24 protein-coding genes are annotated in these 23,118 nt (G+C 53.4%); 15 read left to right on the top strand and 9 right to left on the bottom strand.

Features of this window, described 5'->3' with window-relative positions; translation table 11 throughout:
• Positions 1 to 60 precede the first annotated feature (60 nt).
• The 3 genes from ON072_RS11685 (at position 61) to ON072_RS11675 (ending at position 1,053) form a co-directional block, all read left to right on the top strand.
• Positions 61 to 360: a hypothetical protein gene (locus ON072_RS11685; protein ID WP_025009352.1), complete on the top strand. Its 300-nt coding sequence runs from the start codon at positions 61 to 63 to the stop codon at positions 358 to 360.
• A 127-nt stretch (positions 361 to 487) separates the two neighbouring features.
• Complete coding sequence (locus tag ON072_RS11680) at positions 488 to 682, top strand: PspC domain-containing protein (protein WP_261752628.1); 195 nt, start codon at positions 488 to 490, stop codon at positions 680 to 682.
• Positions 679 to 1,053, top strand: a complete 375-nt coding sequence (locus ON072_RS11675) for a hypothetical protein (RefSeq protein WP_144128731.1) — start codon at positions 679 to 681, stop codon at positions 1,051 to 1,053. Before ON072_RS11680 ends, ON072_RS11675 begins: the two co-directional genes overlap by 4 nt.
• Before the next feature lie 62 nt (positions 1,054 to 1,115).
• Here the strand turns inward: ON072_RS11675 and ON072_RS11670 are convergent, their stop codons facing one another.
• Positions 1,116 to 1,856 (bottom strand): enoyl-CoA hydratase, encoded by a 741-nt coding sequence (locus ON072_RS11670; RefSeq protein WP_025886877.1) that lies wholly within the window; start codon positions 1,854 to 1,856, stop codon positions 1,116 to 1,118.
• A 52-nt stretch (positions 1,857 to 1,908) separates the two neighbouring features.
• Here ON072_RS11670 and ON072_RS11665 point away from each other — a divergent pair, with 52 nt between their 5' ends.
• From ON072_RS11665 to ON072_RS11655, 3 genes are read left to right on the top strand one after another with little or no spacing between them, the layout of a single operon-like run.
• Positions 1,909 to 2,373 (top strand): copper chaperone PCu(A)C, encoded by a 465-nt coding sequence (locus ON072_RS11665; RefSeq protein WP_045283159.1) that lies wholly within the window; start codon positions 1,909 to 1,911, stop codon positions 2,371 to 2,373.
• Between the two features lie 12 nt (positions 2,374 to 2,385).
• A complete protein-coding gene (locus ON072_RS11660) occupies positions 2,386 to 3,357 on the top strand; it encodes a DUF2333 family protein (RefSeq protein ID WP_025009356.1) in 972 nt (323 codons plus the stop codon).
• Positions 3,358 to 3,360: 3 nt separating this feature from the next.
• Positions 3,361 to 4,098, top strand: a complete 738-nt coding sequence (locus ON072_RS11655) for a TIGR04219 family outer membrane beta-barrel protein (protein ID WP_025009357.1) — start codon at positions 3,361 to 3,363, stop codon at positions 4,096 to 4,098.
• A 67-nt stretch (positions 4,099 to 4,165) separates the two neighbouring features.
• Here the strand turns inward: ON072_RS11655 and tolC are convergent, their stop codons facing one another.
• Positions 4,166 to 5,482 (bottom strand): outer membrane channel protein TolC, encoded by a 1,317-nt coding sequence (gene tolC, locus ON072_RS11650; protein ID WP_028779680.1) that lies wholly within the window; start codon positions 5,480 to 5,482, stop codon positions 4,166 to 4,168.
• Between the two features lie 236 nt (positions 5,483 to 5,718).
• Here tolC and nudF point away from each other — a divergent pair, with 236 nt between their 5' ends.
• From nudF to parC, 7 genes are read left to right on the top strand one after another with little or no spacing between them, the layout of a single operon-like run.
• Positions 5,719 to 6,345: an ADP-ribose diphosphatase gene (gene nudF / locus ON072_RS11645; protein ID WP_156020319.1), complete on the top strand. Its 627-nt coding sequence runs from the start codon at positions 5,719 to 5,721 to the stop codon at positions 6,343 to 6,345.
• Complete coding sequence (locus tag ON072_RS11640; RefSeq protein WP_028779682.1) at positions 6,326 to 6,760, top strand: DUF1249 domain-containing protein; 435 nt, start codon at positions 6,326 to 6,328, stop codon at positions 6,758 to 6,760. Before nudF ends, ON072_RS11640 begins: the two co-directional genes overlap by 20 nt.
• 15 nt (positions 6,761 to 6,775) lie before the next feature.
• Positions 6,776 to 7,615, top strand: a complete 840-nt coding sequence (cpdA, locus tag ON072_RS11635) for a 3',5'-cyclic-AMP phosphodiesterase (protein WP_025009361.1) — start codon at positions 6,776 to 6,778, stop codon at positions 7,613 to 7,615.
• 35 nt (positions 7,616 to 7,650) lie between these two features.
• Positions 7,651 to 8,226, top strand: coding sequence for a YqiA/YcfP family alpha/beta fold hydrolase (locus ON072_RS11630; RefSeq protein WP_107352378.1), 576 nt, complete (start codon positions 7,651 to 7,653; stop codon positions 8,224 to 8,226).
• Positions 8,227 to 8,279: 53 nt separating this feature from the next.
• Positions 8,280 to 10,166, top strand: a complete 1,887-nt coding sequence (gene parE, locus ON072_RS11625; protein ID WP_025009362.1) for a DNA topoisomerase IV subunit B — start codon at positions 8,280 to 8,282, stop codon at positions 10,164 to 10,166.
• A 47-nt stretch (positions 10,167 to 10,213) separates the two neighbouring features.
• Positions 10,214 to 11,389: a PQQ-dependent sugar dehydrogenase gene (locus ON072_RS11620; RefSeq protein WP_093982098.1), complete on the top strand. Its 1,176-nt coding sequence runs from the start codon at positions 10,214 to 10,216 to the stop codon at positions 11,387 to 11,389.
• A complete protein-coding gene (gene parC, locus ON072_RS11615) occupies positions 11,389 to 13,656 on the top strand; it encodes a DNA topoisomerase IV subunit A (RefSeq protein ID WP_028779684.1) in 2,268 nt (755 codons plus the stop codon). Before ON072_RS11620 ends, parC begins: the two co-directional genes overlap by 1 nt.
• Before the next feature lie 61 nt (positions 13,657 to 13,717).
• Here parC and ON072_RS11610 read toward each other — a convergent pair whose 3' ends face one another.
• Both ON072_RS11610 and ON072_RS11605 read right to left on the bottom strand, forming a co-directional pair.
• Entirely contained in the window at positions 13,718 to 13,909 is a 192-nt protein-coding gene (locus tag ON072_RS11610; RefSeq protein WP_025009364.1) for a bacterioferritin-associated ferredoxin, read from the bottom strand.
• A 186-nt stretch (positions 13,910 to 14,095) separates the two neighbouring features.
• On the bottom strand, positions 14,096 to 15,022 hold the full coding sequence (locus ON072_RS11605) for a D-2-hydroxyacid dehydrogenase (protein ID WP_144225991.1): 927 nt from the start codon (positions 15,020 to 15,022) through the stop codon (positions 14,096 to 14,098).
• A gap of 48 nt (positions 15,023 to 15,070) precedes the next feature.
• Here ON072_RS11605 and ON072_RS11600 point away from each other — a divergent pair, with 48 nt between their 5' ends.
• Complete coding sequence (locus ON072_RS11600) at positions 15,071 to 15,403, top strand: DUF3392 domain-containing protein (protein ID WP_025009366.1); 333 nt, start codon at positions 15,071 to 15,073, stop codon at positions 15,401 to 15,403.
• Positions 15,404 to 15,435: 32 nt separating this feature from the next.
• On the opposite strand, the gene ON072_RS11595 is transcribed toward ON072_RS11600, so the two are convergent.
• The 5 genes from ON072_RS11595 to rsgA all read right to left on the bottom strand — a co-directional run bounded on the left by ON072_RS11595 (position 15,436) and on the right by rsgA (position 22,293).
• The gene (locus tag ON072_RS11595) at positions 15,436 to 16,155 is read right to left on the bottom strand and encodes a glycerophosphodiester phosphodiesterase (RefSeq protein WP_129979387.1); all 720 of its coding nucleotides are present in this window, start codon (positions 16,153 to 16,155) and stop codon (positions 15,436 to 15,438) included.
• Between the two features lie 6 nt (positions 16,156 to 16,161).
• The gene (locus ON072_RS11590) at positions 16,162 to 19,365 is read right to left on the bottom strand and encodes a mechanosensitive ion channel domain-containing protein (protein ID WP_261752626.1); all 3,204 of its coding nucleotides are present in this window, start codon (positions 19,363 to 19,365) and stop codon (positions 16,162 to 16,164) included.
• A gap of 75 nt (positions 19,366 to 19,440) precedes the next feature.
• The gene (locus tag ON072_RS11585) at positions 19,441 to 20,331 is read right to left on the bottom strand and encodes a DMT family transporter (protein WP_391564759.1); all 891 of its coding nucleotides are present in this window, start codon (positions 20,329 to 20,331) and stop codon (positions 19,441 to 19,443) included.
• Between the two features lie 2 nt (positions 20,332 to 20,333).
• On the bottom strand, positions 20,334 to 21,197 hold the full coding sequence (gene asd, locus ON072_RS11580; protein ID WP_044733656.1) for an archaetidylserine decarboxylase: 864 nt from the start codon (positions 21,195 to 21,197) through the stop codon (positions 20,334 to 20,336).
• A 31-nt stretch (positions 21,198 to 21,228) separates the two neighbouring features.
• Positions 21,229 to 22,293 carry a small ribosomal subunit biogenesis GTPase RsgA gene (rsgA, locus tag ON072_RS11575; protein ID WP_025009370.1) on the bottom strand — a complete coding sequence of 355 codons (1,065 nt, stop codon included), beginning with the start codon at positions 22,291 to 22,293 and terminating at the stop codon, positions 21,229 to 21,231.
• 112 nt (positions 22,294 to 22,405) lie between these two features.
• Here rsgA and orn point away from each other — a divergent pair, with 112 nt between their 5' ends.
• The gene (gene orn / locus ON072_RS11570; RefSeq protein WP_025009371.1) at positions 22,406 to 22,951 is read left to right on the top strand and encodes an oligoribonuclease; all 546 of its coding nucleotides are present in this window, start codon (positions 22,406 to 22,408) and stop codon (positions 22,949 to 22,951) included.
• Positions 22,952 to 23,118: the final 167 nt, after the last annotated feature.

Here is a 23,118-nt window from a genome sequence, read left to right as displayed (position 1 = left end):
CTTTGAATTAGTCATCTTGACCGCTGACCCGTTCAGCTTAACCAGAAAGGGATGACAAGCATGAAAACTTCCAACCTGACTATTAAATCTTTGCTTCTTGGCGTTGTTTTGGCTTCAGCCAGTGTTTCAGCCCAGGCCGATGTACTGCCTACTCAACCTATCCTCAGTGCTGTTGAACAGAACCTGAGTCAACAGGCCCAGACCATGTTGCTCAGTGCCAAGCGTGAAATGCTGGCCTCCCTGCAACAGGAACTTGAGCGTAGTGTGGCCCAACTGAGCGACGAGATGACTCAAGAAACCCTGAGTCAGATCACCGAATTACCCGTGGAGACCAGTGTTCTGACCCAAGCCAACGATTGAGGTGCCTATGTGGATAAATAGCACCTTGGCACTACTGATGTTTCTGCCGTTGCTTGGCTACACCCTGGTGGCGTTGTTAGCCTGCGGTGCCCGGCAGATACAGTTAGCGAGATAATCGGAGTCAGTTATGTTTGATTTGGAACGTACACTCAAGGGAAATTCTTCCATCGTCTGTGGCCTATGCCGCGATATGGCCGAGCGTTTTGACTGGTCGGTATTCTGGACCCGAATTGTTGCCGCAGTCATCACTCTGATGCACCCATTGCTCGGGTTGACGGCTTACTTTGCCCTGGCACTGTTGTGGCCCAAGTGGGTGAAATGAGTATGTATAACAAGAGTCGAAACAAGCACAGAAGATATAGGTTGCTGTCTCAGTTACTGGTATGGAGCATAGTCGGCGCGCTGATCCTTATGGTCTCTCTGCTCAGCCGCGAGTTTATGTCAGTGGGGATTTGGGGTAGCCCGTTTCTATGGCTGGATGCCGAGAACTGGAGCTGGGTGTTGACCCTGATAACCGCGATGCTGGCATTGGTGTGGGCCGCAATGACTTTCAGTGTGTTGGCTGTGGTGTGCGTACTTTGTGTTGCTGCGGCATTACTGATGTTTATCAGCGGCTTTGCAATGATTTGGCCCGTGCTGGTTTTGGCATTGGCAGTATGGGGAATAGGCAAGTCCAGTCAATGGCAGGACTAGTGTTGCTGCGACTGGCTTGGTGTCAGCCCAGCCGCAGCAACATTGGATTCAGCCTCGATGATTTAACCTTTGTTGAGAAACTGGCGGAAAACCGCTTTGGCTTCATCGCTCTGCAGACGCTGGCCGAAGAGTTCCAACTCCTGATGCATCTGGTGTTGTACCCGGCTCTTGTGTGGCCGCATAAGTTGTCTGGTGAGTTGCAGCGCCTGAGGTGGTTTGGAGGCCAGAGCCTTGGCCTTTTCCAGCGCATAAGGGAAGAGCTCCACCGGACTCAACATGCGGTTGATGAGTTTGAGATCCAGCGCCGTTTCGGCATCGAAACTTTCGCCCAGCAACAGCAGTTCAGAGGCCTTTTGATAGCCGACCAATTCAGGTAGTAGCAGGCTGGAGCCGGCTTCAGGCACCAGTGCCAGGTCGATAAAGGGCAAACGGAACTGGGCTGTGTTATCGGCATAGACAAGGTCACAATGCAGCAGCAGCGTGGTGCCGATTCCGACAGCGGCTCCGCTGACAGCGGCGACCAAGGGCTTTTTCAGCTCCAGCAGGCAAAAGAGAAATCGCACCGCAGGGTGGTTAGGCCCCAGATCCGGCTGCTTGAGAAAATCCGCCACATCATTGCCTGAAGTAAAGCAGTTTTCACTGCCTGTCAGCAGAAAGGCACGGATCTCGTTGTCCGCTTCCCCCTGGATCAGGTATTCTGTAAGCTGCTTATACATATCGAGATCGAGGGCGTTACGTTTATCCGGACGGTTAAAACGTATGATGCGTACACCCTGCTCATCCTGAACCTGAATCGTGCTCATTCGTTGTTTCCTTTGCTGACGAAATGGGTTTTACATGGAGTTTAAGACATAGATGGCGATATTCAAACAACTGTTTAAAGTTATCTTGCTGGCCGGCATCAGTGCCAGCGCCTTCGCCTCGAACATAATGCTCGAACAAGGATATATCCGGGCCATGCCCGCTTCTGTTCCCAATACGGCGGCGTATCTGACACTCAGCAACCATGGCGCGGCGACTGAGCTGGTTTCTGCCAGCACCCCTGTGGCCCGTGAAGCCATGCTGCATACCCTGATTGAGGAAGATGGCCTGGTTAAAATGCGCCATGTGGCGGCTTTCCCGCTGCCTGAGCATGGCCAGTTGACGCTGCAAAGCAGCGGCGATCACATCATGATCATGGGCCTCAAGGCACCGTTGCAGCTGGGGCAAAAAGTGCCTATGACACTCAGTTTTGCCAATGGTGAAACCCTCAATATCGAACTCGAAGTAAAATCCCCCAATGATGCTCCTGCAGCCCAAGAGCATCATCACCATCATTAAGGAGAACCCGGGATGCAAATGACATGGAAAAAAGGTGTCGGTGCAGCGGTCATAGTGTTCGTTATCGCATACGGCATCAGTGTTTGGTGGAGTATTGAACCCGAAGTGTTGACGCCCAAGGTGATGACATCGGAAAAGGGCGAGAAAATCACAGGTTATGCCACTACCAGCGCCTTGATTGAAACCATGGAGACCTTGCTGGATAAGCAAGGAGGCTGGTTGTCCAACGACATGATGCCGCCTTCTGTGATGATGGACAACATGCCGGCGTTTGAGTTCGGCGCCCTGGAACAGGTGCGGGATCTCGCCTTGATCATGCGCAAAGAGTTCAGCCGCTCCCAGTCTCAGTCCACCGCCGACAAAGATCTGCTGGAAGCACACTCCAAGCTGAATATCGAGCATACCAGTTGGCTGGTGCCCAGTGCCGAGAGTGAGTATCGCGATGCTATCAAGCTATTGAAGGTTTACCGGGCGCGGATGATGGATCCCAATAACCCGGATGCCCAGTTTTATGCCCGTGCCGATAACCTCAATGAGTGGTTGAAAGAGGTGCAGAAGCGCTTGGGCAGTATGTCACAGCGTCTGGCCGCCAGTGTTGGTCAGGAGAGGCTGAATACCGATCTGGCCGGCGACAGTGCCGCGCGTCAGTCGACCCCCAACCTGGCGAGCCAGCAGATTAAGACCAGCTGGTGGCAAATAGACGATGTCTTCTATGAATCCAGAGGCTCTGCCTGGGCCTTGCTGAATTTCATGAAGGCAGTAGAGGTCGATTTTGCTGACGTACTGAAGAAAAAGAATGCCGAAGTGAGTCTCAAACAGATCATCCGTGAACTGGAAGCGACTCAGCAAACAGTCTGGAGCCCAATGATCCTCAATGGTTCCGGATTCGGTTTGGTGGCCAACCATTCCTTGGTGATGGCCAACTATGTGTCCCGCGCCAATGCCGCGGTGATTGATTTAACCAACTTGCTTTCACAGGGTTAATTTATGAAAAAGACTTTATTGGCGACAGCCTTGCTGGCTTCTTTGATGGCGACCTCCGCCCAGGCAGCAACAGTCGTAGGCTTTAAGGTAGGCGCCGATTACTGGAAAGGAGATGCCAGCGGTACTTTCGCCGAGAAAGGCCAGCCGCAGCAGGAGTTCAACTATGACTCTTCCGCCCAGTACAGCCTTTGGTTCAGCGTTGAGCACCCTGTGCCACTGCTGCCCAACCTGAAGATCCGCGAAAACCGCCTGAAAGAAGATGGCGCTATGAGCAATGCCAACTTCAGTTTCAACGGCCACACCTTCAGCGGTGATGTGTATGCTACGGCCGACCTGAGCAACACAGACTTTATCCTTTACTATGAGCTACTGGACAATGATCTGGTTTCTCTGGATGTGGGTGGGGCCTACAAGTTGATGGATGGTTCTTTCCGGGTGGCAGACAAGGGGCATCCTGAGCAGCGTGATATCGACAGCGGTGTGGTCATGGGTTATGCCAATGCCGAGGTTGGCCTGCCTTTCTTCGGCTTGTACGCCTTTGCCGATGTGTTGGCCGGTATCAATGAATCCAGTGTCTATGACTACCAAGTAGGTCTGGGCTGGGAGTTTGATGGCGTGGCGCTGGATACCCGGGTACGTGCCGGCTACCGCGACTTTAAATTCGACGTGAACGGCTTCAACGGCATGAGCAGCAATATGCAGTTTGACGGCTTCTTTGCCGGTGTTGAACTGGTGTTCTAATTCCGTTTCAGTCGATTAGCCAATAAAAAACCGCCAGTTGGCGGTTTTTTATTGGCTAAGCTTCAGCTTACTGCTGTGCAGGAGCTGTCAGGCCGTTGTTGATTGAGATGACGTCATCTTCATTCAGGGTGCCTGTGGCTTGTTTCAGTGCCAATATTGACTTGATATAGCCGTAACGGGCGTTGGACAGCTGACGCTTGGAATCATACAGATCCCGGGTACGGTTCAGCACGTCGACTATAGTACGGGTACCCACTTCAAAACCGGCTTGAGTGGCTTTCAATGCACTTTCGGAAGAGAGTACTGATTGCTCATAGGCCTTGATGGAGCTGATAGAAGCACCAACGTTGTTGAAGTTGTTGCGAACATTTTTGACTACCTGGCGGTAAGTCTGTTCCAGCTTCTGGCTGGCTTCAACATAGGCGTATTGCGCCTGTTTCACCTGAGAGCTGACCTTGAAACCTTCAAAGATAGGCACCTTCAGGTTAACCCCAACGGTACCGTTATCGAAGTCAGGTTGGCTCTGGCTGCCGATTTCCTGCTCCAGGCCTTTGGTATAACCTGCGCTCAGGCTCAGAGACGGCATATGGCCGGCTTTATAGAGGCTGATGGTTTCCTGGGCGATATCTTTACCGATACGCTGGGTCAGCAGGTCGACACTGTTGGTCTCGGCCATCTTAAGCCAATCGCCTGGCACTGCCGGGGTTGGGCTGGCCGCAGAGAAGCGGTTGGTATCCAGAATGTCGATGCTCTTGTGATCTATACCTGTGATTTCACGCAGGGCTTCATAGCTGTTGATCAACTGATTCTCTGCCAAAATTTCATCGGCGGTCGCCAGATCATACTGAGCCTGTGCTTCATGAACATCGGTAATGGCTGTCAGACCAACGGCAAAGCGTTGCTTGGTTTGTTCCAACTGACGCTCGATGGCACGCTTCTCGGCGCCTTTGAACTCATAGTTGTCCTTGGCGGCCAACACGTCAAAGTAAGCGGTTGTTACCCGGGTGATCAGTGTCTGCAGGGCAGAGGCGTAGACGGCATCGGCCTGTGATGCGGCTTTCTCCGCCAGGCTCAAACCGACCCAGGCAGAATGATCATAGATGACCTGGTCAAGTTTAATCGCACCTGTCAGGCCGCTGGTGTCGGCACTGGGATCGTTCCAGGCTTTGTCATAACCGACATTGGCACTGATAGTTGGCAGCAGTGGTGCGCGATTCTCTTCAATTTTCTCATACAACTGGTCTCTTTGGGCCTTGGCCTGGAGTACCACTGGATCATTGGTTAATGCCTGCTGATATATCTGAAGTAAATCGTCGGCTTGAACGGCCGGGGCAGAAACTGCGAGCGTTAACGCCGCGCATAAAGTGCGGATCTTGAATTTCATTGGCTGTCCTTATAGACAAACACCCTGTGACGGGCGGTTTCAACTTCGTTAGACTGTTAATGCCTTTGATAAAGGCGGTTTGCGCTTCCCGACGCTTCCCGATACAGCAAAACTTAATGGTTTTGATACTAAAAAATCAACCGTTTTCAAGTCAATTCGGAAGTGTAACAGATTTTATTGGCAAATGGTGCCGGGTGGTTTGAAATTGCACCTTTTATAGCTAAAGCGGAGTGAAAATGGCAGCAGAAAAATTCACCAAAGAGGATGTTCAGGTGCTGGGTCAGCGCACGCTATACCGTGGGTTTTTCCGTATGGAGGAATACCGTTTCCGTCATCGGCTGTTTGCCGGGGGCTGGAGCGATGAAGTGACTCGTGAGGTGTTTGAGCGCGGCCATGCCGTGGTGGTTTTACCCTATGATCCGCGAGAAGACAAAGTGGTGTTGATTGAGCAGGTGCGGTTTCCTGCGCTGGAAACCAGTGAATCTCCTTGGCTGCTGGAGTTGGTGGCGGGTATGATTGCCCCCGACGAAGTGGCCGATGAGGTGGCCAAACGGGAACTTTTGGAAGAAACCGGACTCAATGCCAGTGCAATTTCGGCCGTAAGCAGCTATCTTTCCAGCCCCGGAGGTTGCAGTGAACGCTTCTTCTTCTATTGGGCGGCGGTGGATTCATCCAAGGCCAAAGGGCTGCATGGCTTGGCCGAAGAACATGAAGACATTAAGTTGCATGTGCTTTCCCGCAGTGATGCTTATGCCAAGGTGCTTAGTGGCGAAATCGACAATGCTTCGACCGTGCTCGGACTGCAATGGTTGCAGCTTAACTATCAAAGTTTAATCCAGGCCAATGAACAAGAAAGACAGTGACAAGAAATACCAGCCGGATGTCAGCCGCTTTTTAGCCCTGTGTGGCCGCAACTATGGCCATATTCAGCGCTGGTTGCCGGAGCAAGGTGAAGTGGGTGAAAGCTGGCAGGTAGAAGGTGATTTCGGCTGCCTAGATGTCGAGCTGCTGGAAAATACCCGCTATACCCAGTTGGTCAGTATTTCCCGCCATGTAGGGAAGGGCGGATTGATACCTGTCCCCAAGGTCACTGTGCGGATTTATCATGATGCTAAATTAGCAGAAGTGTTAAGCAGCCGACAGATTTACCAATTGCGGCCAGTGTATGATTATCCGAACTTACGCATGTACCACCGCGATGAAAAGTACCAGGTAAACGCCTTCCTGGAGGAGTTATTGAAAATAGACTGTCAGGCGCGCCTCGTTTGTCAGTCCTGAGATTGGGTAATCAAAGTGCTGAAAGAGGCAATCACATACAGTATTCCTGAGGACAAGAGTGTTCGTTTGGTGCAGATCACAGATCCTCACCTGTTTGCCGATCCTGAAGGACAGCTTCTTGGCGTAAATACCGCCAACAGTCTCAATGCCGTTATCAATACCATCCAGGCAGTCAAGTATCCCGCCGACATGCTGCTGGCCAGTGGTGACATTAGCCAGGATTACTCCGGTGAGTCCTACCGCAACTTTGTCGAAGCCATCAAACCGCTGAATCTGCCCTGCCATTATCTGCCTGGCAATCACGATGACCCCAGGATCATGTATCTGCATATGCAGGGTGAGCGTGTCTATGGTCACAGGCGGGTATTGGCCGGGAATTGGCAGATTATCTTGCTGGACTCCACAGTGCGGGGAAAGCCCGGGGGCCATATGGCCGAAAGCGAAATTGAGATCATCCGCAGTGCCATAGCCGCCGAACCGGACAAACATGTGCTGCTGGTGATGCATCATAATCCTGTGCTGGTGGACTGCACTTGGCTGGATCAGCACTGTATGGACAATGGCGCCCATTTCCTCAAAGAGATGGGGCGTTATCCTCAGGTCAAGGGCATGCTCTGGGGCCATGTTCATCAGCAATTGGATACAGAATATCAGGGTGAAACTCACAAGTTATCTCTGATGGCGACACCATCGACCTGTATTCAATTCAAACCCTTGTCTTCCTATTTTGCGCTGGATGCACTGCAGCCTGGCTACCGTTTGCTGGAGCTCAAGCCCGATGGTAGCATGCTCACCAATGTTTATCGGATCCCGGGCGAGCGCTTCGCACCGGATGCTGAGGCCAGCGGCTACTGAATTTGCTTTGGAGCAGTGGCCCCTTGTGAGGAACTATGCTGCTCTACATTCACGGTTTCAACAGTTCTCCCTTGTCTGACAAGGCCGTGCTTACCCGCACCTATATTGAACAACATTTTCCCGGTGTGCGACTGGAGCAGCCACAGCTACCCACTTCGCCCAAGGCGGCGATGGCGTTGCTGATCCAGTTGACCGAAGCGGCCAAAGCCAAGGGCGAGCCACTGGCGTTTATCGGTTCATCCCTCGGCGGGTATTTTGCTTCTTGGCTGGCGGAGCGCTATGGCGGCAAGGCGGTACTGATTAACCCGGCGGTGCGTCCCTTTGAGCTCTTTGGTGATTATTTGGGACCGCAATACAACCCTTATACCGACGAACATTACCAATTATTGCCACAACATCAGCAGCAGCTGATTGAATTTGATACGCCGGTCATTCTCAATCCGGATCGTTTTTTTGTATTATTACAGACTGCCGATGAGGTGCTGGATTATCGCCAGGCCCTGGGCAAATATCACTGCTGTGAGATGCTGCTGGAAAGCGGTGGAAACCATAGTTTTGTGGGTTACGGCGACAAGCTGGACGCAGTCTGCCGTTTTTTACACTTATCTTGACAATCAGATCCTCGCGGCCCACCATGGCCTGAACATAAAAGACAGTGTGCGCTATGACCAATCAATACACCTCCGATGCCATTGAAGTACTGAACGGACTGGATCCGGTAAAACGCCGTCCCGGCATGTATACCGATACCACCCGACCCAACCACTTGGGTCAGGAAGTCATAGATAACAGTGTCGATGAGGCTTTGGCAGGGTTTGCAACCCGAATCGATGTGGTGTTACACACAGACAACTCGCTGGAAGTCACAGACGATGGCCGTGGTATGCCGGTGGATATTCACCCGGAGGAGGGGATCCCCGGGGTCGAGCTGATCCTGACCAAACTGCATGCCGGTGGTAAGTTCTCCAACAAAAACTATCAGTTTTCCGGTGGTTTGCATGGGGTGGGGATCTCTGTGGTTAACGCCCTCTCCAAAAGGGTTGAGATCACGGTTCGCCGCGATGCCAAAGTGTATGAAATGGCCTTTGAGCATGGCGACAAGGCCGAGAGCCTCAGGGAAACCGGTACCTGCGGGCGCCGCAATACCGGCACCCGGGTGCAGTTTTGGCCCGACCCCAGCTATTTTGACTCACCGAACTTTTCGGTCACCAAGCTGACTTATCTGTTGCGGGCCAAGGCGGTACTTTGTCCTGGGCTCAGAATTCGTTTCGCCAACAAACAAAACGGTGAGGTCCATGAGTGGTTTTATGAAGAGGGCCTGACCGATTATCTGAAAGACTCCCTCAAAGAAGCCCCGGCGCTGCCACAGGAGCCTTTTGTCGGCAGTATCAAGACCAATCTGGAAGCCGCTGACTGGGCCATTACCTGGCTGCCTGAGGGCGGCGACAGTATCAGCGAAAGCTATGTCAACCTGATCCCAACGCCGCTTGGTGGTACCCATGTGAACGGTTTCCGTCAGGGACTGCTCGAGTCGATGCGTGAGTTCTGTGAGTTTCGCAACCTGATCCCAAGGGGGATTAAGCTTAGCCCGGAAGATATCTGGGACAAGGCCAGTTTTATTCTGTCGGTGAAGATGCAAGATCCGCAATTTGCCGGCCAGACCAAGGAGAAACTCTCCAGCCGCCAGTGTTCTGCGTTTGTGTCGGGTGTGGTGCGTGATGCCTTCAGCCTCTGGCTCAACAGCAACACAGATCAAGCCGAACTGCTGGCCGAGATGTGCATCAACAACGCCCAGAAGCGCCTCAAGGCGGCGAAGAAAGTCGCCCGTAAGAAGGTCACTTCAGGCCCGGCGCTGCCCGGTAAACTGACCGACTGCACAGGTCAGGATCCGGCGCGTTCCGAGCTGTTTCTGGTGGAAGGGGACTCGGCCGGTGGCAGTGCCAAACAGGCCAGAGACAGAGAGTTTCAGGCGATCATGCCGCTGCGGGGCAAAATTCTCAACACCTGGGAAGTGGAAGCGAGCCAAGTGCTGGCCTCCCAGGAAGTGCACGATATTTCAGTGGCCATAGGCTGCGATCCCGATAGCGATGATATCTCCGAACTCAGATACGGCAAGATCTGTATTCTCGCCGATGCCGACTCGGATGGTTTGCACATAGCAACCTTGCTGTGCGCGCTGTTTTTGAAACATTATCGCACTCTGGTTGAAAAGGGGCATGTGTATATCGCCATGCCGCCACTGTTCCGTATCGATATCGGCAAAGAAGTGTTTTACGCTTTGGATGAGCCTGAAAAGCAAGGCATTCTTGACAGAATTGCCGCCGACAACAAGAAAGGAAAAGTGCAGGTCACCCGCTTTAAAGGTCTGGGTGAGATGAATCCACTGCAACTGAGGGAAACGACCATGGATCCCAACACCCGTAGATTGGTACAACTGACCATAGACGATGTCGACGAGACCGTGGCATTGATGGACATGTTGCTGGCCAAGAAGCGCTCAGGTGATCGTAAGTCGTGGCTGGAAACCAAGGGAGACCTTGCTCAGCTGTAATCGCCCTTGATGTGCCAATAACTATAAAACTTAAAGGCAAGGATATGATGAACCTGAATAACAGAGTCGGTATCGCGGCCGGCGGAGGCTTGCTCCTGCTGGGAGCGGCGTTGCTGAGTGCGGCGGCCAATGCATCTCAGTCGATGATCATTACTGTGACCAAAGGCTTTGGTGTTTCTCTCTATGCCACAGATGTTGGCGATGCCAAGCAGATGGCAGTAGGAGATGAAGGTACCCTGTTTGTCGGTTCTCACAAGAGTGGCACGATTCACGCTTTGGTCGATAGTAACAATGATGGCCGGGTTGATAAGCGTTATCTGATAGCCAAGGGCCTGGATTACCCGGAGGCCTTGGCTTTTCACAAGGGCGATCTCTATGTTGCTCTGGAAGACAGGGTTGTGGTATTCCGTGATATCGAACCCAGGCTCAGGCGCCCTCCGCGGGCACGGGAAGTCTATGATCAACTGCCGGGCAATGGTAAGAAAAGCGCCAGAGCCATGCGCTTTGGCCCGGACGACAGGCTCTATATCGCCATCAGCGCCCCCTGCAATGTGTGTGAGCCCAGTGCCCCTTTTGGCAGCATCATTGCCGTGGATGTGAACTCGGGCAGTAGTCAGCAGATAGCGCTCGGAATACGCAATGTCATAGGTTTTGACTGGTCGCCACTGGATAACCGCCTCTGGTTTGCCGATATGAGCCGCGACTGGATGGGGGATAATCTGCCACCGGATGAAATCAACCGGGTCGATGTTGCCGGGGCGCATTATGGTTTTCCATATGTGCATGGCAAAGCGGTGCAGGAGCCTGCCTATGAAGAGCCCAAGAGCCTGAATATTACCAAGCCAGTCTATGAACTGCCGGCGCATGTGTCTCCTATGGGGATGCTGTTTTATCGGGGAACCCAGTTTCCCGCCGAATATCACAACCAGATTTTATTGGCTGAGAACGGCTCCTGGAACCGTTCCAGTAAGGTGGGCTACCAGATAGTGGTGTTGGAAACCGATGGCCGTCAGGTGAGCAATCGCCGCACCCTGGTGAGTTTTCTCGATGGTGAGTTTCCGGTGGCCAGACCCCATTCACTGGCGATGGCCCCGGATGGCGCCGTCTATATTTCGGATGATCTGAAGGGAAACATCTACCGCCTGTACTACAAAGACACTGATGCAGAAGATGCTGAATCTGAGTCGGACTATGCGCCGACACCTGAACAGGAAAATGAATAATGAGTGATGCGATAGCCTTGAGCCTGGATGGCGTGGAGCAGATGCCGCTCAGGCGCTTCACCGAAGAGGCGTATCTCAACTATTCCATGTATGTGATCATGGACCGGGCCTTGCCCCATATCGGCGATGGTCTCAAGCCGGTGCAACGGCGAATCGTCTACGCCATGAGCGAGCTGGGATTATCGGCGGCGGCCAAATACAAGAAGTCGGCCCGTACCGTGGGTGACGTGCTGGGTAAGTATCACCCGCACGGCGATAGCGCCTGTTACGAAGCCATGGTACTGATGGCGCAGCCCTTTACCTATCGCTATCCCTTGGTGGATGGTCAGGGTAACTGGGGAGCTCCGGACGATCCCAAGTCGTTTGCGGCCATGCGTTATACCGAAGCCAGGCTATCCAAGTTTTCCGAGGTACTGCTCAGCGAGCTAGGTCAGGGAACAGTGGACTGGGGCGTCAACTTCGACGGCACCCTGAAAGAGCCTTTGGTACTGCCTGCCAGACTGCCGCATATTCTGCTCAACGGTATTACCGGTATCGCAGTGGGTATGGCCACGGATATTCCGCCCCATAACGCCCGCGAGTTGGCCAATGCCTGTATCGAGCTGCTGGATAATCCCAAGGCTGACCTGCCGCGGCTAATGGAATTCGTGCCCGGGCCCGATTATCCGACAGCTGCCGAGATCATTACCCCGAGCGCCGAAATCGCCAAGGTCTATGAATCGGGCCGCGGCTCAATCAAGGCCCGTGCGGTTTACACTGTGGAAAATGGTGAAGTGGTGATAACGGCTTTGCCGCACCAGGCCAGCTCCAGCAAGATCCTCGAGCAGTTGGCGGCGCAGATGCAGACCAAGAAGCTGCCTATGGTGACAGACTTGCGCGATGAGTCGGACCATGAAAGTCCGGTGCGGCTGGTGATAGTGCCGAGATCCAACCGGGTCGATATCGAACAGTTGATGGCGCACCTGTTTGCCACTACAGATCTGGAGAAGAGCTACAGGGTCAACCTCAATGTGCTTGGTCTCGATGGTCGGCCTCAGGTCAAGGGGCTCAAGCAACTCTTGAGTGAGTGGCTGGAGTTTCGAATTCATACTGTGCGCCGCCGTCTGGAATTTCGTCTGGATAAAGTCCTGGCCAGGTTGCATATTCTTGAAGCCTTGATGATTGCCTTCCTCAATATTGATGAAGTGATAGAAATCATCCGCTTCCACGACGAACCCAAGGCCGAGTTGATGCGCCGCTTCGGGCTGACAGACAAGCAAGCCGAAGCAATTCTGGACCTCAAGCTGCGCCATCTGGCCAAGCTGGAAGAGATGAAGATCCGTGGTGAGCAGGATGAGCTTGAAGCCGAGCGGGAAAAGTTGCAGCAACTGCTCAGTTCGGAACGCCGCCTGAAGACCTTGATCAAGAAAGAACTGCAGGCAGATGCGGAAACCTATGGTGATGACCGCCGCTCGCCACTGGTGGTGAGAAGCGAATCCAGAGCACTGTCTGAGCAGGAGTTGGTGCCCACCGAGCCCGTGACTGTGGTGTTGTCTGAAAAGGGCTGGGTACGCTGTGCCAAGGGCCATGATATAGACGCCGCCGGGTTGTCCTACAAGGCTGGTGACAGTTTCCTCTGCGCCGCAGCCGGCCGCAGCAACCAGCAATCTGTGTTTATTGACAGCGCCGGGCGCGCCTTCGCCACGGATACCCATACTCTGCCTTCGGCCCGTAGCCAAGGGGAACCTATTACCACCAGATTCAATCTGGCCCCAGGGGAGAGCATGGAGCATGTATTGCTCGGGGATGATGATAACTGCTTCCTACTGGCGAGTGATGCCGGTTACGGCTTTATCTGCGCCTTTAAGGACATGGTGTCGCGCAATAAGGCGGGTAAGGCTTTGCTGACACTGCCGGCCAATGCCAAGGCTTTAACGCCGCGTAAACTGGACAAGTCCAGACCCAGTTCGATTCTGGCCATTACCAATGAAGGGCGGATGCTGATGTTCTCCATGGAGGCGCTGCCGCAGTTGGCCAAGGGTAAGGGCAACAAGATCATCGGCATCCCATCGGAGCGGGCGAAAAACCGCGAAGAGTTGGTGACCCATCTATATCTGGTGCCGGAGGGTGCCAATGTCACCCTCTGGGCCGGCAAGCGTAAGCTGACATTGAAGAGCAGCGATCTGGAGCATTACCGTGGTGAGCGTGGCCGTCGCGGCGCCAAGCTGCCAAGAGGACTGCAAAGGGTCGACAGTGTCGAAGTCAGTTTGGAGGAGCCGGCGTTGTAGCCCGGCCCAGAAATTACAAAAGCCGCATTATGATGCGGCTTTTGTTTTTTTACCCAATATATCAGGCGACTTCGTAATAATTGGGCTCGAGATCCAGCTGATTCTGGATGATTTGCGTCGCCATCCGTACACACTTACCGCATTGATCACCCACACCGAGGCGTTTTTTCACCTCGCTGAGGCTAACATCTCCCTGGCTGACAGCCTGCTTTATCTGGGTATCCGTAATCGCATGACACAGACAAACGTACATTTATCGGGCTCCGGTTGCTGCTGGTAAGTGGAAGGCAATTTTCAGTTTGTAATTCTAAATGAAAACCGTTATCAATACTAATAACGCTTGGGTATATTTTAGGGCAGATCACCCTTTAGTTGGTTATTAGGTCTTTAGTCAGCCAATAGCACCGCGCCCGGAGGAATGGGCGCGCTAGAGTAAGGATTAGTAGCCTCTGTCGAAGTACACCAGGTTCTCCAGCGATTCGGCATTGAGATAGTGGTGATAGTTGCGAGCGAAGATATCGACCACCTGAGACGGGAAGCTGGGCGCCGAAATATGGGGAGTGATTACCGCATTGGGGCAATCCCAGATGGGGTGCAGCGGTGACAGCGGTTCCTGGGCAAACACATCCAGCACGGCTTTGAGCCGGTTTCTGCGGCCGAGTTCGACCACCAGGGCATCCAGATCTAGGGCGTCGCCGCGGCCTATGTTGAACAGTATCGCGCTGTCTTTGAGTTGTGCCAGCTTCTCTTTGCTCAGCAAGCCTCGGCTCTCCTGAGTGCTCGGCAGAGTGTTGACGACCACATCGGCCTGAGGCAAAAGCTCATCGAGCTGGGCTGGGCTGATTATGTAATCAAAGCCCGCGACGGCCCTTTGGCTGCGGTTCATACCCCAGACCTGCATCTTGAAGTACTTGGCGCTGGCGGCCAGGTGCTCGCCGATGGAACCCGTGCCCAGGATCAGCATCTTCATCCCCTGCAGGGTGGCCAGGGAACCTGGGTGCCAGTATTTCTCCTGCTGTTGGTGATGATACAGCGCATGTTGGCGAACTTCGGCGAGCAGATAACCGAACACATATTCACTCATCAAGGGGCCGAAGATACCCTTCACATTGGTCAGCAGGTAGTCTTTCCTGGTTTTAGCGCCAAGCAGTTTATCGACACCGGCGAAGGTTGATTGCAACCAACTGAGATTCTTGCCGTGACTCAGTAGCGGTTGTGCCAGAGCCGGCTCGGCCAGCCAGATATCGGCACTGGCGATATTGGCCGGGTCATCGCCCAGGATAGTAAGGCCAGGAAGTGATTTTTCTGACAACAACTGTCGATATTCAGCATTTTCCCGGGTGAGTAACAGCAGCTTGTATGCCATAGTATCTGTCCTTGTTGTTTTCGTTATTTTTATGGATTTTATATTTTAATGGATTCAGTTACGCAACTGCTGACCCAGCTGGGCAGTCAGCTCTATCCCTGGCTCAATGAGATAGCCACCGCCATGGTTGCCTGCGTCATTTTGGTGTTCGGTGCCGACTTCAACCGTTTTCTGCGCCGTAAGCTCGGGGCTCGCAATTTTGTGCTGCGCACGCTGATCTTTATTCTGGTCAACGCCTTTGGTTACGGCATGCTGATAGTGGCGCTCAGTCCCTGGCTCGCCAGGCAGCTGGCGCACCTACCGGCGCTGTGGACTTTACTCTTGGTCAGCGCCACCTTTATCTTTGTCGGCAGCTGGGCCCAGCGTAATAACCAGAGTTGAACACGCTAATCAGAGAGCATTCAAACGACTAATCACTCAAACCAGTGGCGGTAGTCGGTTTGTGACTCCTGAGTCAATGCGGCGGCGGCTCTGTCTGGATAGTTGGCAAAAATACCATCTACCCCCAGCGCCGCCAGTGCCCTGATATCATCGGCATCATCTACGGTATAGACATACACTTTGGCGCCACGCTGATGAGCATCGGCAACCAGTTCACGGCTGATAAAGCTGATATCCAGATGCAGTGACCAGGCTTTGAGTTCACTGACCACGGCGGCTTGGTTGAGAGCTATCCCTTCGAGCAGTGGCGCCACGGGTACGTCGGGCAACTGCTGTTTTACCTGTTTGAGCCAGAGATGATTGAATGAAGACACCAGCAGCTGCTCTGGCTGGTAGCCGAGTTGCAGTAGCTGCGGGTATTGCTGGATAAAAGGCTCGACGCAACCCACTCCCTTGAGCTCTATGTTGACCGTCATGCGCCCCTCGATAAACTCAAGTACCTGGCGCAGGGTAGGGATAGGTTCTCCCTCGACCCTCAGCTGCCGTAGATAGCTGCTGCTTTGCTGCGCGAGCAGCCCTTTGCCGTCGCTCTTGGGGCTCAGGCGGCGGTCATGGAAGACCCAGAGCTCACCATCGGCATGATGTACATCCAGCTCAACTGCCTCACAACCAAGCTCTAGTGCCAGCGCCATCGCCTTAAGGGTGTTTTCCGGCGCATAACCACTGGCGCCACGGTGCGCGAAAATCAACATCTGCGACTAACCTCTGATAATACCGCTGGTGTCTTTGTTGTGCGTGTTGCTGATATGCACTTCCAACTGAGGGTAAGCCAGCTCCAGCTGGTTCTCCTTGAGCTTCTTGCTGATCCGCTTGTGCAGATCGTGGCGCAGCGGCCAGCGGGAAGACATATCTTTGGCATAAGCCCTGACTTCATAGTCCTGAGTGTGTTTGCCGAAACCGGCAAACCAGACTTCTGGCTCAGGGGTTTCCAGCGCGTTTTCACACTCTTTCACTGCTTGGTAGAGCGCGGCCTCCACCCGGGCAGGATCTGAATCCCTGGCGACCGAAACATAGATGATCACCCGGGTAATGGGATCTGACAGCGACCAGTTAATTAACTGCTCTGTGATAAAGGCCTTGTTGGGGATGATAATCTCTTTCCTGTCCCAATCTATGATGGTGGTTGCGCGAATTTTGATCTTGGAAACCGTGCCTGTGAGCTCACGAATAGTGACGGTATCGCCGATACGCACCGGCTTTTCAAACAGTATGATAAGGCCCGAGATAAAGTTGGCGAAGATCTCCTGCAGACCAAAACCCAGACCCAGAGTCAAGGCCGCAATCAACCATTGCAGCTTGGACCACTCCATCCCCAGGGTGGCAAAGCCGATGACGATACCGATAAAGACCACTAGGTAACGGGTCACAGTGGTGATGGCAAAGCCGGTTCCCGGGGTGAGATCCAGCTTTTGCAGCACAGTCAGCTCCAACAGGCCGGGCAGGTTGGTGGCTATCATCATGGAAAAGCCGACCACAATGGCGCCAAATACCAGCGACTTCATGGTGATGGGCAGAGGTTGCTCGACTCCGCCTACCCCGGTAGTCGTTGTTGTCCAAAGAGTAATGCCGTCGAGGAAGCTGAACAGGGCGGTGTGGGTTTGGGTCCACAGACCGACCAAACAGGCGAGAAACGCCAGCAGCAGCAGGGATCTCACCAAACCCAGTGATTGGCTGGACATGGTTTCCAAATCGACTACCGGCTCTTCATAGGTGTCCTGATGATCGTTGGTGCCCGATGAGGTATCGCCTTTTTCCCGCTGCGCCAGACGCTCGGCTCGGCGGGCCTTGGCGCGATCGAAGGCGATGCGGCGCCTTTCAATCAACATCCAACGTTTCAGCAACTGGTACAGCAACAGGAAGCCGAGTCCCAGCAGTAAAGAAAGCTGCAGCTGCAGCAGCATCTGGAAGGCGGTGAAATAGTAGCCCCTGAATGCCAACACGGCGCTCAGTGGCGGCACCAGCAACAGCAGCAGCCACAGCAGCTTTTGCAGCAGGCGCTTGTTCTTGTCGTCCAGATGGCTTTCACGGTAGCGACGGGACAGAGTCAGTACGTCCCGATAGAGCATAAACAGCATGATACAGAACAGAATAAAGGCACCGCGGCCTATGCTGTTGCGCACCAGAGAGGAGTCGAGAATTTCGGTAAAGCCCATGACGCCCACCAGAGGCATGGCCATGATGACAAAGCGGCGAAAACGCTGTTGACCTTGACGGATCACCTCTTGCGGCCGTTTGAAATGGCCTATGAGCAGGCCCTTGTCCAGCGCCAGCAGATAGATGAAGCGATAGAGCTGGTACAGGCTGCCTATGGCCAGTACACCCATGCCTATGGCCTGAATGGGATTACTGTCGGACTGCAGCATAATCAAGCCGGCAGCCACTATGGGAAAGGGTTTGAACAGACTGTAACCGGCGCTGATCACTAATGTCTGGATGGTGTAGATGAACTTGTCCTGGGTCACCTTGCCGACCGGCGCCTCACATTCGCGCATCATGGTCTTGAATCTGGGGGTGAGAATATCCTGGGCCACCAGACACAACACCACCAGGATGATCCACCAGGACCAGTAAGGACTCAGTTCGGTCAGTCCCTGCTTTATTTCCGGCAGACTGGTTTGTTGCCAGAGCCAGAGACTGGAGCGCTGCAGATCCGTCAGCCACAGCTTGCTGATGCTGTAGGCATTGGGTACCCAGAACAGGTGTTCATTGAGAGTGGACTTGAGCCTCTGGTAGCTGTCGGTGAGCAGCTCATACTTGCTCTTGAGCTTGGCCAGTTCACTGAGGTAAGTATCATAGCCTTTCAATAGTTGATTCAGCAAAGCCTGTTGTGATTCAAGCAATCGCAACTGAGATTCATTGCTGTAGGCCTGGGTAGTTAGCAGTTGCTCATTGGCGGCAAACTGCTGCTCAATCTGATAGCGATTGAGTCTGGCATCGGCTATCTGGGTCTGCAGGTGCTCTTGGTTGGGGGGCTTTGGCAGTGACTGCAGGATCTGCAAAAAGCGCTCACCGAAAACCGGGTTCATCTTGACCCAGCTTATCTGCTCCTTGATGTTGTCCAGTTGCTTGCTGTGGGACTGATCCAGCTTCTCCGCTTGTTCCTGCAGGGCTATGGTCTGCGCGGTCTGCTCCGTCAGTAGCTGCAATTGCTGGCCATATCTCTGGTTGGCCAGACTCAGCTCTGTGGTCAGGCGATCGCGGCCATCAGCCTCGGCATTGAGGGTTTCGGCCAGTGTGGCATTGACCTGCTGCTGCCTGGCATCGGTAATGGCGCGGTTAAGCTGTTCGATAAGCAGCTCTTGTTGCTGCAACTGCTTGCGTACCAGTTGCAGTTGTAACTGATGCAGTTCGCGCTTTTGTTGGCTGACTGCCAACTCGCTTTCCAGCGTGGTGAGTTGTTGCTCCAGCAATAACAGCTGCGCCTGTTGCAGCGCTTTGGCGGCATTGTCACCAGCCACTGCCTGGGCCTTTTGCTGTTGCAGCAGTGCCTGTCTGATTTTGACTATTTCGGCCGGCAATTCGCTGTGGCGCTTGAGCATGGCGCTGTTGGCCTGGCTTAGGCTGGTTTCACTCTCTTTCAGTTCGGAAAGACGCAGGTAGGCCATGGAGGCCTGCTGATCCAGATCCTGATGGAGTTCGGGCTTAAGTGGCGCGGCGGCTTCCTGCAGCTGATCATAAAGATGCTGGCGCCGGCTTTCGAAATTGAGTTGCAGTTCCTGATAACTGCGGTTGGTGTCGGCAAGTTGCTGAATGCTCTTTTCCAGCTGCGCCAGTTGTTGCTCCTGCGACAGGGTTTCAGTGTTTTGTTGGTTGAGACCCAGACGTTTATCCAACCCCAGTGGCGAGTTGGCCTGGGCGGAGGCGATAAATAGACAAAACAGCAGAAGGCAGGCTCGAACCATAGTTAAATTCAAAGAGCTAAATTCAAAGAGTTAATCGACAGCTCATATTAGCTAAGTTAAGCGGGTTTTGATATGTCAGCCAAGGTTCTTTTTCGGGGCTTGTGATTTGTGACTCTGTGATGTTTCAAACAAGGCGGTAGCTACCACTAAAGTGCCACCGATAGCGGTTGCCAGAGTCAGCGATTCATCCAGCAGCAACCAGGCGAGCATGGCGCCATAGAAGGGTTGTAAACAGGCAACCAAACCGACAGTCTTGGCGCTCAGGTATCTGAGTGCCGAAGTAAACAAGGCATGGGGCGCCGCGGTAAAGACGACTCCCAAAAGCAGCAGCAATCCCCAGGTTTGGTTGCTGATGTCACCGATATCAAGACTGTGCCATGGAGCCAACACCAGCACTGCCACTGCGGTTTGATAAAACATCGCCTGCTGGCCGCTGTAGGCGGTGAAGTAGCGTTTGTGCAACAGGTTACGGGCGGTGAACAAGATGGCGGAAACAACGCCGACCAGGATCCCAAGGGTAACGTCGTTGCCCAATGACGGCTCGGGGATCAGCAGAATCACCCCCAGCAGCACCGCCAAACCGCTGACAAGGTCTCTGAGATGTAAGCGACTGCCGGTAAACCAGGGTTCGATCAGCACTGTCATCACGGGATAGGTGAAAAAGGCTATCATGCCGATGGCGACAGAGGAGAGTTGCATCGCCGCAAAGTAGGTCACCCAATGGAGGCTGACAATCACCCCAAGTAACAGAGCAATAAGGTAATCTTTGCCGCGCAGCAAGCGCAGGCGTTGACGGCTGAGTTTAACCAGCAGCGCCAGAACTATGGCGGCGATAACGCAGCGCAGCAGAGTGATATCGAGTGCGCTCAAGGGAATAAGTCGGGAGAACAGGGCGGTTCCCCCGAACAGGAGTACCGCCAGATGCAGTTCTGTCAGGCCTGTACGAGCTTGCCCCTTGGCAGACAAGTTCAGTCCTCTATTTTGGCAAAAGGTGCACCCATACGGGTCACTGCACCTGGCTCAACACCATCGGCAAATTCATCCAGGGCGTCCTTGGCAAACAGCATGACCACGGTACTGCCCAATTTGAAGCGGCCCATCTCGGCACCTTTCTCCAATGTGATCGCATCCGGCCCAGTGGTGGGGTATTCCCAGGTAAAGACGCGTTTGCCTGTCGGCGGTGTGACAGTGCCGGCCCAAACGGTTTCTATACTGGCCACTATGGTGGCACCGACCAATACCATGGCCAGGGGGCCAATCTCGGTTTCGAAGATGGCTACCACTCGCTCGTTACGGGCAAACAGCCCGGGTACATTGCGGGCGGTTAACGGATTGACCGAGAAGAGTTCGCCGGGCACATAAGTCATTTTCGACAGCGTGCCTTTGATGGGCATATGGATTCTGTGATAGTCCTTGGGCGCCAAATAAATGGTAGCAAAGTCACCGTCTTCGAAGCGTTCGGCGTCTTTGGCCTGATTGCCCAGCAGGGTCAGAGCCGAATAGTGGTGACCTTTGGCCTGAAAAATGCGGCCGTCTTCAATGGGACCACACTGACTCACGGCGCCATCGACCGGGTGCACTATATATTCTGAGTCCTGATACAGAGGGCGAACGCCGTCTTTCAGGGCGCGGGTGAAAAAAGCGTTGAAGCTTTTGTAGGCTTCAGGCTCGCTCTGGGCCGCTTCTGACATATCTATCTTGTACTGTTTGATAAACCAGCGAATAGCCCAGGTGGTCAGCTTGCCGGCTTCGGCCGCGGCCAGTTTCCCGACCAGGCGGGACAACAGGTGTTTGGGCAGCATGTACTGCAGTGCAATCTTCACTTTATCCAATTTTTGCTTCCTTCAAATGGGCTTTGCCAGCTTAAATGTCGTCCATGCCGGCGCGAAAGTGGCGGGCGTGACGCTGTTCATCCAGACTGGTGATAATTCTGTGATAATTGTTGAATCTGTCTTCGGCAATTTTGCCTTCCTCTACCGCTTTACGCAATGCGCAGCCGGGATCGTCCAGATGTTTGCAATCGCGGAATTTACAGCCGCCGAGAAAATCCCTGAACTCCACAAAGCACCAGCCGACACGGTCGGCAGGCAAGTGCCAGAGGGCAAATTCTCGAACCCCTGGAGAGTCAATCAGATCGCCGCCGCTGGGAAGGTGAACCAGTTTGGCCGTGGTGGTAGTGTGTTGACCCAGGCCTGAGTTTTCCGAGACTTCCCCGGTTTGCAACTGTGCCTGTGGCAGCAGGGCATTGACAATAGACGATTTACCTACCCCGGATTGCCCGGCAAATACACTGGTTTTGCCTTGCAACAGGGTTTTCAGTTGCTCTATCCCTTCAGCGGTTTTACTGCTGACTTTATAGACCGGGTAGCCGATAGCGCGGTAACGGGCCAGAGCCGTTTCCACTTCAACAGCCTGAGTCTCGTCCAACAAGTCGACCTTGTTGAGAATGATCACCGGCGGGATCTCTGTGTCTTCAGCCGCCACCAGATAGCGGTCAATAATCTGGGTAGTAAAGCTCGGCAGCACAGATGACACTATAAAAATTTGATCTATATTGGCGGCAATGACTTTAACGCCATCATAGAGATCGGGCCGGGTCAGTGACGAGCTGCGCGGGTGGACGGCTTCAACCACACCGGCGACAGTAGTTTGTGGATCGGTCGCCAGACGTACCACTACTTTATCGCCGGTAACCAGGCTGCCTATGGTGCGGCGAAGATTACAACGAACCAGTTGGCCATCATGGGTTTCAATATCGGCATGCTGACCGAAACGGGAAATAACCGTGGCCTCCAGCTCGGGGCCGAGTGAGCTATCCTGTATTTCAGGAGCGGCCTCTGTAGCGTTTTTTCCACGTTGCAGACGCTTCTGATGATTGGCTTTCATACGGCGCAGTTGGCCATGGCTCAATGGTTTCTTTTTACTCACAGGCTGTTCTTCGCGGTATAAGGTGATTTTGTGTCTTGGCAAAAAGCAGTATGATACACGGTCTTAAACAAAAAAGCCTGAATTTAGGCGAACAGGAGCGATAGGCTGAGCTATGGTTGCGGATGCAAATAACCTGATTTGGATAGATCTCGAGATGTCCGGGCTGGAGCCTGAAACCGATAGAGTATTGGAAATAGCCACCTTGGTTACAGACAAGGAGCTGAACATTATCGGTGAAGGGCCTGTGATAGCGATTCACCAGAGCGATGAAGTGTTGGCTGCCATGGATGATTGGAATCAACAGCATCATGGCGCTTCCGGGCTAATTGAGCGGGTGAAAGCTTCGAAACACACAGAGGCTGACGCCATAGCCGAGACCATAGCTTTTTTGAGCCAGTACGTGCCTAAAGGCGTGTCCCCCATGTGTGGCAACAGTGTTGGTCAGGACAGACGCTTTCTGAACAAGTATATGCGTGAGCTGGAAGATTACTTCCATTACCGCAATATCGATGTCAGTACGGTCAAGGAACTGACCAAGCGTTGGCAGCCGGAAATCATGAAGGATTTCAAAAAGCAAAATACTCACCAGGCTTTGATGGATATTCAGGAGTCGATCGCCGAACTGAAATTCTATCGTGAACGGGTATTTAAAATTTGAGCGATCGGTAGATAAATCTGTTTCAGGGGGTTGCAGCAGATGGAAATTTCCATATAATGCGGCCTCACCTTTCCGCTGGTAGTAACCAGTGTGAACGGTTAAAGTAAGTGGAAATGCGACATTAGCTCAGTTGGTAGAGCGGTACCTTGCCAAGGTACAGGTCATCG

The organism is Shewanella sp. K8, assembly GCF_028823715.1.
Taxonomy (GTDB): domain Bacteria; phylum Pseudomonadota; class Gammaproteobacteria; order Enterobacterales; family Shewanellaceae; genus Shewanella; species Shewanella algae.
This window is presented reverse-complemented; position numbering and strand designations above follow the sequence as displayed.

What these genes read in the sequence shown, in the direction of transcription:
- ON072_RS11685 (WP_025009352.1), top strand. Translation starts at nt 61, where the DNA reads ATGAAAACTTCCAACCTGACTATTAAATCTTTGCTTCTTGGCGTTGTT.
- ON072_RS11680 (WP_261752628.1), top strand. Translation starts at nt 488, where the DNA reads ATGTTTGATTTGGAACGTACACTCAAGGGAAATTCTTCCATCGTCTGT.
- ON072_RS11675 (WP_144128731.1), top strand. Translation starts at nt 679, where the DNA reads ATGAGTATGTATAACAAGAGTCGAAACAAGCACAGAAGATATAGGTTG.
- ON072_RS11670 (WP_025886877.1), bottom strand. Translation starts at nt 1,856, where the DNA reads ATGAGCACGATTCAGGTTCAGGATGAGCAGGGTGTACGCATCATACGT.
- ON072_RS11665 (WP_045283159.1), top strand. Translation starts at nt 1,909, where the DNA reads ATGGCGATATTCAAACAACTGTTTAAAGTTATCTTGCTGGCCGGCATC.
- ON072_RS11660 (WP_025009356.1), top strand. Translation starts at nt 2,386, where the DNA reads ATGCAAATGACATGGAAAAAAGGTGTCGGTGCAGCGGTCATAGTGTTC.
- ON072_RS11655 (WP_025009357.1), top strand. Translation starts at nt 3,361, where the DNA reads ATGAAAAAGACTTTATTGGCGACAGCCTTGCTGGCTTCTTTGATGGCG.
- tolC (WP_028779680.1), bottom strand. Translation starts at nt 5,482, where the DNA reads ATGAAATTCAAGATCCGCACTTTATGCGCGGCGTTAACGCTCGCAGTT.
- nudF (WP_156020319.1), top strand. Translation starts at nt 5,719, where the DNA reads ATGGCAGCAGAAAAATTCACCAAAGAGGATGTTCAGGTGCTGGGTCAG.
- ON072_RS11640 (WP_028779682.1), top strand. Translation starts at nt 6,326, where the DNA reads ATGAACAAGAAAGACAGTGACAAGAAATACCAGCCGGATGTCAGCCGC.
- ON072_RS11630 (WP_107352378.1), top strand. Translation starts at nt 7,651, where the DNA reads ATGCTGCTCTACATTCACGGTTTCAACAGTTCTCCCTTGTCTGACAAG.
- parE (WP_025009362.1), top strand. Translation starts at nt 8,280, where the DNA reads ATGACCAATCAATACACCTCCGATGCCATTGAAGTACTGAACGGACTG.
- ON072_RS11620 (WP_093982098.1), top strand. Translation starts at nt 10,214, where the DNA reads ATGAACCTGAATAACAGAGTCGGTATCGCGGCCGGCGGAGGCTTGCTC.
- parC (WP_028779684.1), top strand. Translation starts at nt 11,389, where the DNA reads ATGAGTGATGCGATAGCCTTGAGCCTGGATGGCGTGGAGCAGATGCCG.
- ON072_RS11610 (WP_025009364.1), bottom strand. Translation starts at nt 13,909, where the DNA reads ATGTACGTTTGTCTGTGTCATGCGATTACGGATACCCAGATAAAGCAG.
- ON072_RS11605 (WP_144225991.1), bottom strand. Translation starts at nt 15,022, where the DNA reads ATGGCATACAAGCTGCTGTTACTCACCCGGGAAAATGCTGAATATCGA.
- ON072_RS11600 (WP_025009366.1), top strand. Translation starts at nt 15,071, where the DNA reads ATGGATTCAGTTACGCAACTGCTGACCCAGCTGGGCAGTCAGCTCTAT.
- ON072_RS11595 (WP_129979387.1), bottom strand. Translation starts at nt 16,155, where the DNA reads ATGTTGATTTTCGCGCACCGTGGCGCCAGTGGTTATGCGCCGGAAAAC.
- ON072_RS11590 (WP_261752626.1), bottom strand. Translation starts at nt 19,365, where the DNA reads ATGGTTCGAGCCTGCCTTCTGCTGTTTTGTCTATTTATCGCCTCCGCC.
- orn (WP_025009371.1), top strand. Translation starts at nt 22,406, where the DNA reads ATGGTTGCGGATGCAAATAACCTGATTTGGATAGATCTCGAGATGTCC.